This is a genomic window from Streptomyces sp. NPDC093149 (assembly GCF_044754145.1).
GTDB lineage: Bacteria > Actinomycetota > Actinomycetes > Streptomycetales > Streptomycetaceae > Streptomyces.
The window spans coordinates 103,219-116,118 of sequence record NZ_JBIVON010000004.1 but is presented as its reverse complement, the minus strand read 5'-3'; the positions used below and the strand labels follow the sequence as shown (position 1 = coordinate 116,118).

General features: G+C 70.4%; 12 protein-coding genes and 1 pseudogene. 8 read left to right on the top strand and 5 right to left on the bottom strand.

The window, feature by feature from the left end:
* Window positions 1-363 precede the first annotated feature (363 nt).
* Window positions 364-2,172, top strand: coding sequence for a gamma-glutamyltransferase (gene ggt / locus ACIQCZ_RS14110; protein ID WP_402282319.1), 1,809 nt, complete (start codon window positions 364-366; stop codon window positions 2,170-2,172).
* A gap of 146 nt (window positions 2,173-2,318) precedes the next feature.
* A complete protein-coding gene (locus ACIQCZ_RS14105) occupies window positions 2,319-3,068 on the top strand; it encodes a glycoside hydrolase family 75 protein (protein WP_402282317.1) in 750 nt (249 codons plus the stop codon).
* A 154-nt stretch (window positions 3,069-3,222) separates the two neighbouring features.
* Here the strand turns inward: ACIQCZ_RS14105 and map are convergent, their stop codons facing one another.
* Window positions 3,223-3,990 carry a type I methionyl aminopeptidase gene (map, locus tag ACIQCZ_RS14100; RefSeq protein ID WP_402282316.1) on the bottom strand — a complete coding sequence of 256 codons (768 nt, stop codon included), beginning with the start codon at window positions 3,988-3,990 and terminating at the stop codon, window positions 3,223-3,225.
* 41 nt (window positions 3,991-4,031) lie between these two features.
* Here map and ACIQCZ_RS14095 point away from each other — a divergent pair, with 41 nt between their 5' ends.
* Window positions 4,032-4,301, top strand: coding sequence for a helix-turn-helix domain-containing protein (locus ACIQCZ_RS14095; protein WP_402282315.1), 270 nt, complete (start codon window positions 4,032-4,034; stop codon window positions 4,299-4,301).
* Between the two features lie 367 nt (window positions 4,302-4,668).
* The gene (locus ACIQCZ_RS14090) at window positions 4,669-6,177 is read left to right on the top strand and encodes a hypothetical protein (RefSeq protein WP_402282314.1); all 1,509 of its coding nucleotides are present in this window, start codon (window positions 4,669-4,671) and stop codon (window positions 6,175-6,177) included.
* 88 nt (window positions 6,178-6,265) lie between these two features.
* Here the strand turns inward: ACIQCZ_RS14090 and ACIQCZ_RS14085 are convergent, their stop codons facing one another.
* The 3 genes from ACIQCZ_RS14085 to ACIQCZ_RS14075 all read right to left on the bottom strand — a co-directional run bounded on the left by ACIQCZ_RS14085 (window position 6,266) and on the right by ACIQCZ_RS14075 (window position 9,040).
* Window positions 6,266-7,414, bottom strand: a complete 1,149-nt coding sequence (locus ACIQCZ_RS14085) for a Rieske 2Fe-2S domain-containing protein (protein ID WP_402282311.1) — start codon at window positions 7,412-7,414, stop codon at window positions 6,266-6,268.
* Window positions 7,415-7,651: 237 nt separating this feature from the next.
* Window positions 7,652-8,473: an SDR family NAD(P)-dependent oxidoreductase gene (locus tag ACIQCZ_RS14080; RefSeq protein WP_402282309.1), complete on the bottom strand. Its 822-nt coding sequence runs from the start codon at window positions 8,471-8,473 to the stop codon at window positions 7,652-7,654.
* 393 nt (window positions 8,474-8,866) lie between these two features.
* On the bottom strand, window positions 8,867-9,040 hold the full coding sequence (locus ACIQCZ_RS14075) for a hypothetical protein (protein ID WP_402282308.1): 174 nt from the start codon (window positions 9,038-9,040) through the stop codon (window positions 8,867-8,869).
* Between the two features lie 97 nt (window positions 9,041-9,137).
* Between ACIQCZ_RS14075 and ACIQCZ_RS14070 the strand changes: the two genes are divergently transcribed.
* Genes ACIQCZ_RS14070 through ACIQCZ_RS14060 form a run of 3 tightly spaced genes read left to right on the top strand, consistent with a single transcriptional unit; the run spans window position 9,138 to window position 11,382 of the window.
* Window positions 9,138-9,461, top strand: coding sequence for an ArsR/SmtB family transcription factor (locus ACIQCZ_RS14070; protein WP_383762286.1), 324 nt, complete (start codon window positions 9,138-9,140; stop codon window positions 9,459-9,461).
* Entirely contained in the window at window positions 9,458-9,919 is a 462-nt protein-coding gene (locus ACIQCZ_RS14065; RefSeq protein ID WP_402282307.1) for an SRPBCC family protein, read from the top strand. Before ACIQCZ_RS14070 ends, ACIQCZ_RS14065 begins: the two co-directional genes overlap by 4 nt.
* Window positions 9,919-11,382 (top strand): MFS transporter, encoded by a 1,464-nt coding sequence (locus tag ACIQCZ_RS14060; protein WP_402282305.1) that lies wholly within the window; start codon window positions 9,919-9,921, stop codon window positions 11,380-11,382. The genes ACIQCZ_RS14065 and ACIQCZ_RS14060 overlap by 1 nt, the downstream gene beginning before the upstream one ends.
* A gap of 209 nt (window positions 11,383-11,591) precedes the next feature.
* On the opposite strand, the pseudogene ACIQCZ_RS14055 reads toward ACIQCZ_RS14060, so the two are convergent.
* Window positions 11,592-12,043 (bottom strand): annotated as a pseudogene (locus ACIQCZ_RS14055) (DUF4158 domain-containing protein); the annotation flags it as partial.
* A 257-nt stretch (window positions 12,044-12,300) separates the two neighbouring features.
* Here ACIQCZ_RS14055 and ACIQCZ_RS14050 point away from each other — a divergent pair.
* The gene (locus tag ACIQCZ_RS14050; protein WP_402282303.1) at window positions 12,301-12,774 is read left to right on the top strand and encodes a carboxymuconolactone decarboxylase family protein; all 474 of its coding nucleotides are present in this window, start codon (window positions 12,301-12,303) and stop codon (window positions 12,772-12,774) included.
* Window positions 12,775-12,900: the final 126 nt, after the last annotated feature.

Genomic DNA, 12,900 nt, shown 5'->3' with positions numbered 1-12,900 from the left:
GGAGCGCGGCACACATGTGCGTCGCGCGACGGATCAGCGCTCGAGGGGTCTCACTTGGTGTACAACGGCATGTCCTTGACCGGATGGCTATGGGCGGGAGCACGCTAACGGAACGAGGGAGTGCGGTTCCACCGGTTTTCCGGGCGCGTGGCGATGCCTCGTGGTGGGTGCCCGTGCCGCGCTCGGCCCGTCGGGCATGTCCTTGCCGTCCGGTGGGCGCCGGCCTGTTCGCCGTGCGAAGAGCTCTCCTGACTCATGGGCGGGCACGTCAGAGAGCATGAGATCCGCGGATTCACGGTGGTCCTGACGAGGCGGGCGGAGCGGCGCTACCCTGCGGCGAACAATCCTTCACTGGAGGTGTGCATGCGACGTTCCGTCGCGCGGAGTGTGTCGTTGTCGGCTGTTCTCGCCGCTGTCGTCACGGTCGGGGCAGCGGCCCCTTCCTCGTCCGCACCACCGACCGCGCCACCCCCCAAGTCGCCTGTAGCGGTGGGGTACGGAGGGGCGGTCGCCAGCGTCGACGCGGATGCGTCGGCCGCGGGCATCGAGGTGCTGCGCAAGGGCGGCAACGCGGTGGACGCCGCGGTGGCGACCGCGGCCGCGCTCGGTGTGACCGAGCCCTACTCGGCGGGTCTCGGCGGTGGCGGCTACTTCGTCTACTACGACGCCAGGAAGCATACCGTGGAGACGATCGACGGCCGGGAGACCGCACCGCGCAGCGCGGACTCCTCGCTCTTCCTGGAGAACGGCAAGCCGATCGCCTTCGACGCCGCCGTCACCAGTGGACTGGGCGTGGGCACCCCCGGCACCCCGGCCACCTGGGACACCGCGCTCGACACCTGGGGCAGCAAATCGCTGCGACAGGTGCTGAAGCCGGCCGAGCGGCTCGCCAGGGACGGCTTCGTCGTCGACAGCACGTTCCGCTCGCAGACCGAGGGGAATCAGGCGAGGTTCGCCGACTTCCCGGCGTCCAGGCAGCTCTTCCTGCCGGGCGGGCAACTGCCGGTGGTCGGCTCCGTCTTCAAGAATCCCGATCTGGCGCGTACGTACGAGCAGGTGGGCCGCAAGGGCGTCGACGAGCTGTACCGGGGCGAGCTGGCCGAGGACGTCGTACGGACCGTGCGCAACCCGCCGGTGGACCCGCGGTCCACCCGGGTCGTGCGTCCCGGCGACCTCACGGCCAAGGACCTGCGGTCCTACCGGGCGCTGCGGCAGGCTCCGACGAAGGTCGGCTACCGGGGCCTCGACGTGTACGGCATGGCGCCCTCCTCGTCCGGCGGCACGAGTGTCGGCGAGGCGCTCAACATCCTTGAGTCCACAGACCTTTCGAAGGCGAGCGAGGCGCGGTATCTGCACCGCTACATCGAGGCGAGCCGGATCGCGTTCGCCGACCGGGGGCGGTGGGTCGGCGACCCGGCGTTCGAGGACGTACCGACGCAGGGGCTCCTCAGCCGGCGGTTCGCCGACTCGCGGGAGTGCCTGATCAAGGACGACGCGGTGCTGACCAGCCCGCTGGCGCCGGGAGACCCCCGCCACCCGGTCGACTGCCGGGCCGGCGGCAAGGCCGCTCCGACGACGTACGAGGGCGAGAACACCACCCATCTGACGACGGCCGACAAGTGGGGCAACGTCGTCGCGTACACCCTGACGATCGAGCAGACCGGTGGCAGCGGCATCACCGTCCCGGGACGTGGCTTCCTGCTCAACAACGAGCTGACGGACTTCTCGTTCGCGCCCGCCGACCCGGCGGTCCACGACCCGAATCTGCCTGGTCCGGGCAAGCGTCCGCGCTCGTCGATCTCGCCGACGATCGTGCTGAAGCACGGAGAGCCGGTGCTGGCCCTGGGGTCGCCGGGTGGCGCCACCATCATCACGACCGTGCTGCAGTCGCTCATCGGCAAGGTCGACCGGGGGCTGCCGCTGGTCGACGCCATCGCGGCGCCGCGCGCCAGTCAGCGCAACTCGGCGACGACGGAGCTCGAACCGGGGCTGTGGAACAGTCCGGTACGGGGACAACTGGAGGCGCTGGGGCATGTCTTCAAGCTGAACCCGGAGATCGGGGCGGCGACGGGAGTGCAGCGGTTGCCGGACGGACGGTGGCTGGCGGCTGCGGAGAAGGTACGCCGCGGTGGGGGTTCGGCCATGGTCGTGAATCCGAGCGGCCGTCCCTGACGACAAGTCAATAACGGTCTGTACGGGGCTGGTTCCACGCGTACATAGCGCGTGGGCCGGCCCCGTGGTCTTGACGGGGGCATGACTCAGGGGTCATCTTGGCCGCGTCGGTAAGGAAAGTTTCCTAATGGAAGGGCACCCCCACTGTGCGTACTCGAACGCTCGCCCTCACCGCCGCTTCCGGCGCGGCCCTGCTCGCGGCCGCCACGCTGACCCCCGCCGAGGCCAGTCCGGCCCCGGGTGCCGTATCCGCCGTCGCGCCCCGGGCGGATTCCGGCGTCGCCGACCGTGGCGGGGCCGGAATCAAGGAGGGTTCCGTCAGCGCGGCCGATCTGCTGGCCAAGGTCACCTCGTGTTCGCAGATCTCCAACGGCAAGTACCGTACGGACGAGGAGACGTCGGCGACCATACCCGTCTGCGGCAAGAACGGCGCCGTGTTCTGGAAGGCCGACATGGACATCGACTGCGACGGTGAGATCACCGCCGCCTGCAACGCGAACACCGACCCGTGGTTCCAGGACGACACGGCGTTCCACACCTCCGGCGACAAGCCGCTGAGCGCCGAGAAGCTGCCGTACGTCGTCGTGCCGAGCAGCAGCAGCATCTGGAACTACAGCAGCGCGGGGATCAAGGGCGGTGGCGTCGTCGCCGTCATCTACAACAACAAGGTCGAGTACGCCGTCGTCGGCGACACCGGTCCCAGCAAGATCATCGGTGAAGCGTCGTACGCCACCGCCAAGGCGCTCGGCATCGACCCCGACCCGGAGACCGGCGGCGCCGATTCCGGCGTCACCTACATACTCTTCAAGAACTCCCAGGTGTCACCGATCGAGAGTCACAGTGCCGCCGTCACCGCCGGTGATGCCTTGGCCAAGCAGTTCATCCAGAACAATTAGGGTCTTCTGTTCGGACGGGTTCGGACGGGTTCGGACGGGTTCGAAAGTTCGGATCGATTCGGGTCGGCGAGGTGCGGCACCGGGGCACGGGAGCCCGGTGTGATCCGAACGAGAGGTCCTGGCGGCACGCGGAAGGAGCGCGGTCACCAGGCGTTCACAACGCGGTCAGGATGCGCGGGCCGTCGTCGGTGATCGCCACCGTGTGCTCGGCATGTGCCGCGCGGCTGCCGTCGGACGTACGCAAGGTCCAGCCGTCCCGGTCCGGGTAGAAGTCGTCGCTGCCGCCGGCGATCAGCATCGGCTCGATCGCCAGCACCATCCCGTGCCGCAACCGCATGCCGCGGCCCGGTCGTCCCTCGTTGGGGACGGCCGGGTCCTCGTGCATCGAACGGCCTACGCCATGGCCGCCGAACCCCTCCGGAATGCCGTAACCGGCCGCACGGCAGACCGTGCCGATGGCGTGCGCGATGTCGCCGATGCGATTGCCGACCACCGCCGCCGCGATGCCCGCCTCCAGCGCCGCGAACGCCGTGTCGATCAGCCGGGTGTCCGCCGGCCGGGCGCGGCCGACGGTGAAACTGATCGCCGAATCGCCTGCCCAGCCGCCGAGCGTCGCGCCCGCGTCGATGCTCACCAGATCGCCGTCGCGCAGCCGTTGATCGGTCGGGATGCCGTGCACGATCGCGTCGTTGACCGACGCGCAGATGACCGCGGGGAACGGGGTCGGGGCGAAATGAGGCCGGTAGTTCAGGAACGGCGAGCCGGCGCCTGCCTCGCGAAGAACCTTTCGGGCCACCTCGTCGAGTTCGCGCAAGGAGACGCCGACCGCCGCCGCTTCCCGCGCGGCCGTCAGCATGTGCGCCACGACTCGGCCCGTCTCGCGCATCGCTTCGATGGATGTGTCTGTCTTGAGCTGCACCATGCCAATTACTATACCGGTCGTGGCGGTATTAGAATGCCGGCATGGTACGGACGCCCCTGACCCCGGAAGAGCGCCTGCGCGGCGAACGCCTCGGAGCGCTGCTCCGTGAGGCGCGCGGTCGGCGCAGCATGGTCGAGATCGCGGCGAGCGCCGGAATCTCCGCCGAGACACTGCGCAAGATCGAGACGGGTCGCGCACCGACCCCCGCCTTCTTCACCGTCGCGGCGCTGGCCGGGGCGCTCGGATTGTCGATGGACGAGCTGCTCAGACGCTGTGCCCCGGTGCCGGACGAGGTGTCGCTGGCGGGATAGGAGTGATCGGGCCGTCCGTCGGACGGTCGGATCGCCCGCGCCGTTCCTCCCGCGTGGCCGCCATGGGCGGGGTGCGGACAGCTGATGGTGCTCGCTGCTGCTCGGCCCGTTCGAAGCGGCGGCCTGCGACGGGCCGCGGCGGCACGTGCCGGAACCCGTTCCGGCACACGAGGAGTGCGGGCTCGGCGGAGGTGCGCCGCCCTGCCGGGTGTGCGGGCCGCGGGGGCCGGGGCGGGTCGCGGGTGTGTGCCCGGCCCCGTGCGACGACCGCACCGCAGTAGAAAAGCGGGTGTAGCCGTGCCGTAACACGGCTGGGGTCGAATGCCTGCGGACCGGAAGGCTCCGGCCGACGCTGGCGAGGGCGGCGATGACAGATCATCAAAATGCTTGCGAAACAGGGGAGTTCAGTCAGTACCTACGCGATGTGGTGGCACTGCTGGACCCCGGGAGCGGCTGGTACGGCATCTTCTGCCGAAGCGATCCCGCAGGGATGCGGGCCTGTCTCGACGGTGCCGAGATTCCGCCCTGGGACGTGATGGAGTCGCTTTTCGAGGACTTGGTGGCGGTGCGCGGCGCGGCGTTCGTGCAACGCGAGTCGGTACGGGCCGCCGAGCTGTACTCCGTCTCGGTGGCCGCACATGACCGAAGGCCGGGCGGACGGCAGATGCTCGTCGAACGGCTGGAGCTGATGCTGCGGGAGCGGACGTACGCGGCCCGGCGTCTCCGGGCGGCCGGAGCGGGCGGCACGGGGACCCTGGACGCGGAGGCGGAGGCCTGGGCCCGGGACGACCACGAACGCGCCACCGCGCGCTGCGCGGAGCTGCGTGGGCGACTGGCCGCGGTGACGGTGCCGAGGGGCTGGTTCCGTGTGGAGGATCCGGTCCCGGACCGGGGGCCCGAGCCCGAGTCGGGGGGTGGACGGCGGTCCCGGGTGGGGGAGTTGGTCCCGGACCGGGGGCCTGGGCCCGAGGCCGAGCGTGGTTCCGCACCCGAGATCGAGGCCGAGGCCGACCGTGGTTCCGCACCCGCGACCGAGGCCGAGGCCGAGCATGGTTCCGCGTCCGAGCGCGCTGCCGAGCGAGACCCCGACGGGTCACCACCGGCTCGTCGGCCCCCGGCCCTCAGGCGCAAGCAGCCACGGGGTGCCCGGTTCGCCGGGCTGGACGTCGACGGAGCCGATGACGACGGAGCCGTGGCCGCACCCGTTCCGCCCGTGGTGCCGACGACGGCCGCCGTGCCGCGCGGAGCCCGCTTCGGCACCGCCGCGATCGGGGACGACGCGCCCTCGGACCGGACGGCCGCCGCCCCGGACCCCGAGGCGCACCGGGCCGCCGTCGGCGCCGTCGAGCGGCTGGTACGGCTCCGGGCCGGGGGCCGCGGCGGAGAGGCCCATGTCGTGCTCTGCGAGGCGGCCGCCTGGCCGGCGGACCGGCTTCCGGTGCTCGCCGTCGAGATGCACCGGGCGGGCCTCGACGCGGACTGGGCGACCCTGTTGTGGGAGGTCTCCTCGCTCCCGCCCGCCGGACTCGCCGCGGCGGCGGACGCGCTCGCCGCCGCGGGGCGGCCGGACGACTGCGAGCAGTTGCTGCGCCAGGGTGTGGCGCGGCCGGCCGCGGAGATCACTGATGCGGTGGCGGCGCTGGACCGGGCGGGACGGGGGCGGCAGGCGCAGGCGCTGCTGGGGGCCTTCATCCGCGTACGGACTCCGCAGGACGCGGCCCGGGTGGCGGCCGACGACCCCCGTCGGCTCGTACCGCGACTGCTGGCCGCGGCCCGCGCGGTGTCCCCGACGAAGGAGCGGGATGTCGTCCATGCGCTACGGGTGGCCGGCATCGCGGGCGCGCCCCGGGGCGGCGGATCCACGGGAGGCCGGTGAGGACCGCAGGGTGCGGCGCTCTCGAACGGGGAGGGCGGCAGCCGGAGTTCGGGGTACCCGGGCGATGATGCCGGACACCGCGCTGCGCTCAGCCGTGCTCGGGTCCCGACGCGGCGACTCCGGAGGATTCACGCCGCGTCGGCTCCGTCGCGGCGCCAGGCCGGCCGACCTCGCCCGCAGCGGTCGAGCCGTGCCCCCCGTTCTCCCCCGGCGGTGGGTAGAACCGCCGGGCCCAGCGCCGGAACGGACCGATCGGGCCGTCGCCCGGAGCCAGCCGGGGCGGCTGCTGGTACTGCTTGTGGTTCCAGATCGGGAAGTCGGCGGCGGTGAACTCGCAACTGGACCGGAAGACCGCGCGGTCCAGCAGTCGCGCCGCGGTCCGGCTCACCGCCCGCGCGAGCGGGGCCGGCAACCGGGCCGGTTCCGTGAACGCGATGCGGTTCCTCTGCCGGAACTGCATCCGGTTGGGCGCGATCGCCGTCGGCAGCACCATCGTGCACATCCGCAGGCCGATCCGAGGAGTGTGCACATCGGCGTGCAGGCAACCGAGCCCGTATCCGTCCACCTCCACCTCGACGACGAAATCGCCCAGCAGCGGCGCCGACTCGTGGGCCCGCATGGACACATGGAACGCGGCATCGTCGTAGACGACCGGCCCGCCGATCTCGGCCCTCGCCCAGCCGTGCAGGGTGGCGAAGTGCCCGAGGTCCACCGAGTTCTCGATGACTTCCTGGACATTGCCGGCCAGCTCCCAGGCGGCACTGCGGGCCGGGCGGTGACCCACCTCGTGCCAGTCGGGGATGAACCAGTCCGGTGCCCGGCCGTCGTGGTGCCGCCAGACGAAGACGGCACCGTTGACCTCGTGGACCGGCAGTTGGATCAGAGGCGACTTCGGCGGCTTGGTGTCGTATCCCGTCCGCACGCACGTGCCGTCGGGGCCGAACGCGAAGAAGTGGAACGGACAGACCAGATCGTCGCCGTCGACCTTCGCCAGACCGAGATGGGCGCCGAGGTGCGGGCAGTACGGGCGGACGGCGCGCACCGCCCCCGTACCGAGCCGGTAGAGCACCACGTCCTGCCCCGCCAACGGCCGGGTGAGCACCGTGCCCGGCCGTAACTCGTCGGAGAAGGCCAGTGCGGCCCAGCCGCTCGGATACGGCAGGGCGGGTGCCCCCGCCGCATCGGCCGGTGTCGGCCCCTCGCTGATGGCGTGCCCGTACGCGCGTGACAGCCCCACTGTTTCCCCTCTCAGGATCGGTCGCCTGGAGGCTGCCCAGGGCGCTCCGAGATCCTCCCGGCACGCCGCACATCACCCGAACGGGAAAGAACGCGGAACGCCTTGACGTCGTCCGCCGTCGCGCCGTCCAGGACGTCCGCCCGCCGGGGCGCAGCGGCCGCCCGGCTGCCCGGCTGCCCCGTGGAGAAAACCGGGTGGCGGACCCGGCGGGGCCAAACTCCCCGACCCCGCGCGGGGTCAGCCCGGTGCCATGCGGCTGAGGGATTCCCAGTCCCGGTACTGCTCCGCACGCGCCCGGCTCATCTCCTGGACGAGGTCGAACGACCGGCCGCCGAGAATCAGGCGCCGAGGCGGGTCCGGCAGCGCGGCCAGCTCCATGACGGCGGGTGCTGCCGTGCTCGGATCCGGACCGGCGTCCTCGCCCCACATCTCGGCCAGCCGGGCGCGCAGCGTGTCGTAGGCCGGGTCGAGCGCCGTCGTCGTCGTACCCGCCGTGAACAGCCCCGTGGCGTAGCCGCCCATCTGGACGACCGTGACCTTGATCCCGAACTGCTCGACCTCCATCGCCAACGCCTCGCTCACCGAGTCCAGCGCCGCCTTGCCCGCCCCGTAGAACCCGACGGAGGCCATGCCGCCGCCGGCGCCCATCGACGTGATCTGCAGGACGCGCCCGGAACCCTGCGCTCGCAGGTGGGGGATCACGGCCTGCGCCACCCACACCGCCCCGAAGAAGTTGACGTCGAGGTGATCCCGGATCTGCTCCTCCGTGGCCTCCTCCACCATGCCGTACAGCAGACCGCCCGCGTTGTTGACGACGACGTCGAGCCGGCCGAACGCCGCCACCGCCTGTTCCACCGCCTCGAACACGGCCCGGCGGTCGGAGACGTCCAGAGGGAGCCGTACGAGTTCGTCCGGGTACTTCTCGGCCGACCCGGCGAGCGGCTCGACGTCGCGGGCGGCTGCCACGACCCGCTCCCCGGCGGACAGAGCCGCCTCGGTGAACGCGCGGCCCAGGCCACGGGAAGCACCGGTGATGAACCAAACCCTGGCACCAGGCACGGAAACCCACTCCTTCGTCCGCGAAGAACGCCGTGCTCCACGACGGTGTCCCCGCAGGGCATGTCGTGAGCTCGACGAGACGGACCGTTCCGTCTCGTCAGACCATAACGGGTCCGCCCGTCCGAATCCAGAGACTTTCCCGATCGCCGGCCCGGACGGCGGTCCTGAACGCTTCCGGCCTTGGGGACCATCGATACGGCCGTTGGCGCTAAGCCCTTGATCATGGTCGCTAGTGCTGTGGCCGGAAAGGTTCACCGGCTCGCGGCGCCCGGTACGGCACCTCGCCGCGTTGTCGCATCACCCGAGTGCGTCCGGTACGAGGGCGATCCTCCGCCTTGCGACGCATCGCACCGGACGCCGCGAGCCTCCCGGCAAACCTTTCCGGCCACAGCGCTAGCTGCGGGTCTCCGCGTCCGGGTGGGGCTGGGCCTGGAGGCGTTCGCAGGGGTCGATCTCTTCGGGGGTGAGCGGGTCCTCGGGGCGGCGGATGCGTACGGGCTTGGGCCTGAGCGGAGAAGTGGGGCCGGGCGCGTACTCCCGGACGAGACGTATGCGAGGGAACGGCACACCCCCGACCCAAGAAAAGTTAAGCAAATGCTTGACTATTTACTGTCGGCATCGAATAGTTAGGCACATGCTTAACCAAGCTGGTTCGTTGGACCGGGTGTTCCAAGCGCTGGCCGACGCGACTCGCCGGGACATCGTTGAGCGGTTGATCCGCGGGCCTGCCTCGGTCAGTGAGCTGGCCCGGCCGCTGGCCATGTCGCTGCCGGCGGTGATGCAGCACCTACAGGTACTGGAGGCGTGCGGACTGGTCCGGTCCGAGAAAGCCGGAAGAGTACGCACCTGCCACATCGAGCCGGGTGTGCTGCGAATGGCCGAGGACTGGATCGCTGCGCAGCGCACCGTCTGGGAACACCGCCTCGATCGCCTCGGCGACTACCTGACCGAACACTGCGACAGCCCAGATCAAGGGAGCGCACAATGACCGATCACGTGGTCACGCATGCCACGTTCACCCTCGAACGCCTCTACGCGGCCTCACCGGCCACAGTGTTCGCCGCGTGGGCCGCCCCCGAAGCGAAGGCCCGCTGGTTCGCCGGCCCCGACGCCGAGCACGAGCTTGATTTCCGCGTCGGTGGGCGGGAGGTCAACCGCGGCCGCTCTGGCGGTGGGCCGGTGCTGACTTTCGAGTCCTGGTACCGCGACATCGTCCAGGACGAGCGGATCGTCTACACCTCCACTCTGTCCGAGGGGCAAGACCTTGCGACAGTGTCGCTGACGACGGTGGAGTTCCACCCTGAGGGGGGTGGCACCCGGCTGCTGCTCACCGAGCAGAGCACCTTCCTCGACGGCCGCGAAGAACCAAGCCGGCGGGAGCAGGGCACCGGCAAGTGGCTTGACGCGCTCGCCGCCGAACTGCTGCGAAGCATCGAGCAACAGTGATGACCACGAGCAACCTTTCGCAGACTCGCCGTTGGCGGGTGCTGGCGCTGCTGGGCACGGCGTTCTTCATGACGATTCTGGACGGCACCAGCCTGCTCGCCGCTCTGCCCGCGATCGAAGGCCACCTTCGCCTGCACGGTCCTGCCATCCAATGGACCGTGACGGCCTACGCGCTGGCCTTCAGCGGGCTGCTGTTGTTATGCGGCCGCGCTGCGGATCTGCTGGGCCGTCGGCGTGTGTTCATCGCCGGGATGGTGCTGCGGGTCGTGGCCTCGCTGGCGTGCGGGCTCGCTCCATCCATCCAGGCCCTGGTGGCCGCCCGGGCGGTGCAGGGCGTTTCGGCCGCGATCATCGCTCCGGCCGCGTTGTCGATGGTCATGAACACTTTCCCCGAAGGGATCGAGCGGAACAAGGCGCTCGGTATCTGGGGCGGCCTCGGCGGGTTCGGCGCCACCGCCGGTCTACTACTGGGCGGCATCATCACCGACATCTTCGGCTGGCAGTGGGTGTTCTGGGTCAACGTCCCGGTCGGGACCCTCGTGCTGGTGCTCGCCCCCGCCATGCTGCGCGAAAGCCGGGACCGAGCACGCTCCCGTTCCTTCGATATCCCTGGTGCGCTGACCATCGCCCCGGCACTCGTTCTGCTCGTATACGTGATCACCCGGGTGCCGACATCCGGGTGGGCGAACGGACAGAGCATCGGGCTACTGGCCGCCGTGGCCGTGCTGGTCTGGATGTTCATCCTGATCGAGAAGCGATCGGTGGCCCCCCTCGTTTCCTTTCAGTCGCTGCGCTCGCGCGTGCTGATCGGCGGCAACCTCCTCCTGCTCATCGCCGGCATGACCGTCGACGGCATGCTCGTCACCCTCACCTCTTTCGTGCAGCAGGTGCTCGGATGGCCGGCGGCGCAGTTCGGCCTGGCGTCCGCGATGATGACCGTCACCGCGGCCGCAGGCGCCCTGCTGAGCCAACGGATCGTGCCCAGGCTCAGCCTGTGGCGGGTAGCTGCCGCCGGGACCGTCCTGCTCGGTTGTGGCTGCCTGCTGCTCACCCGCATACCAGCCGGTGGCCCGATGAGTCTTCTGCCGGCGGCCCTGTTCTTGTTCGGGGCGGGAATGGGCGCCGTCACGGTATGCGCACAGATCGCCGCGCTGACCGGCGTCACCGAAAAAGACTCAGGCCTGGCCGCCGGCCTCGCCGACACCTCCTTCGCCGTCGGCACCGCCCTCGGCACTGCCATCTGCACCAGCGTCGCTGCCGCCCGCACGTCCGCGATCGGTGGTCCGACACCACTCGCACTCACCACCGGGCAGCATGCCGCGTTCGAGGCAGCTGGCGTCTTCGCCGCTCTCGCCCTGATCACCGCGTTGACGCTCCTCAGCAAGCGATCCGGCCTGTCCCGCAGTGCGTCGGCAGACGCAAGCGAGAACGTATCTACCAGGGCACCGTCGACCTCACCTTGATCTACGGGACACACCCTTGGCTCGCTCCTGGCGTGATTCCTGATCCGCATTCCATGGAGGGCCGGACCCGAATCCGGCGACAAGGCCCCAGCCTCACCAGCGCCCCCCTGCGCCCCCTGCTCCCCCCTGCTCCGAGGTTCTCGGTGTTGCTGCGGGTGCGGACGGCACCCGGCTCACTCCTCCTCTCCGCCGTTATCGTCGAGGTCGACGACCGCATGGTCGAACAGCGCCTTCGGCCCCTCCGCGTGCGCCGTCCACGCCCGCCCGTGCAGGAACGCCGGAACTTCCGGCCCATCGCATGGTCCTCGAACGGGTGGTAGCCGTACGCGTCGCGGATCTCCCACGCATGCTCGTACGCCGTCTTCAGCCGCTCGGTGTACTCCTTGACGCAGGAGATACCCTCAATCCCCAGCTGCTCGGCCAAGTGCTCCACCACCGGCCACGGCACATCCAGAGGGTCCTCCAGGAACAGCCCGATGTACCGGACCATGCAGATCTGGAGGGCGAAGCCAAGGCGATTGTGATCCCCGCGCCGCTTCGCGATCAGCTTTCGGTCCTCGTCATCCAGGAAGAAGAACCGCTCCAGCTCAGGCTTCGTCGGCTCCTCAGCGAACTTTCCGTACGCCTCAGCCTGCTCATCGGATAAGAATTCGACCGCCACGCCCGGACCGTAGCCAGGTCCCACCCGTGATCGAGGATCTTTCCCTGAGCCCCAGCACCGGACCGGATCACTGTGCTGGGCGACCAAGATCAACTGCTTGGCGCCAACGGCTGTACCGATGGTCCCCATGGCCGGCTTCGTGGGCGGACCCTGCGGCGATGCGACGGGGAGACGCACGTCACATCTGCGGCTGTCACATCGTGCGGTGCCGTTTCCGTCAGAGAGGTGTAACCGCCAACAACGGCAAGGAGTGCACCATGAACGCTCGCTTGAACCTCTTCGACAACCCGGCCATCGGCAAGGCCCTGAAGCACCTCGTAGCGGCGGGCAAAGTGATCGCGGACTCGACGCTGCCGGACTCGACGCGGGAACTCGTACTGCTCCGCGCCAGTCAGATCAATGGCTGTGCCCACTGCGTCGACATGCACACCAAGGAGGCCGCGCACGCCGGGGAGACCTCGGTGCGTCTCAACCTGGTCGCCGCCTGGCGGGAGGCCACGGTGTTCACCGACGCCGAGCGCGCCGCCCTGGAGCTCGCGGAGCAGGGCACCCGCATCGCCGACGCCGCCGGTGGTGTCGGCGACGAGGTCTGGGCGAACGCCGCGAAGCACTACGACGAGGAGCAGCTCGGCGCCCTGGTGTCGCTCATCGCCCTCATCAACGCCTTCAACCGCGTGAACGTCATCACCCAGCAGCCGGCCGGTGACTACCGGCCCGGCCAGTACGCCTGAGGGCTGTCGTTCGGATCGGCCGGGCGCGCGCGGTCCGGCCCGATCCGAACGAAAGGCCACACCGGGAAGCGCCCGGCCCGGCCCCCTTCTCGCGGGTCCCGGCCGGGCACCGGTGGGCGCTCACGC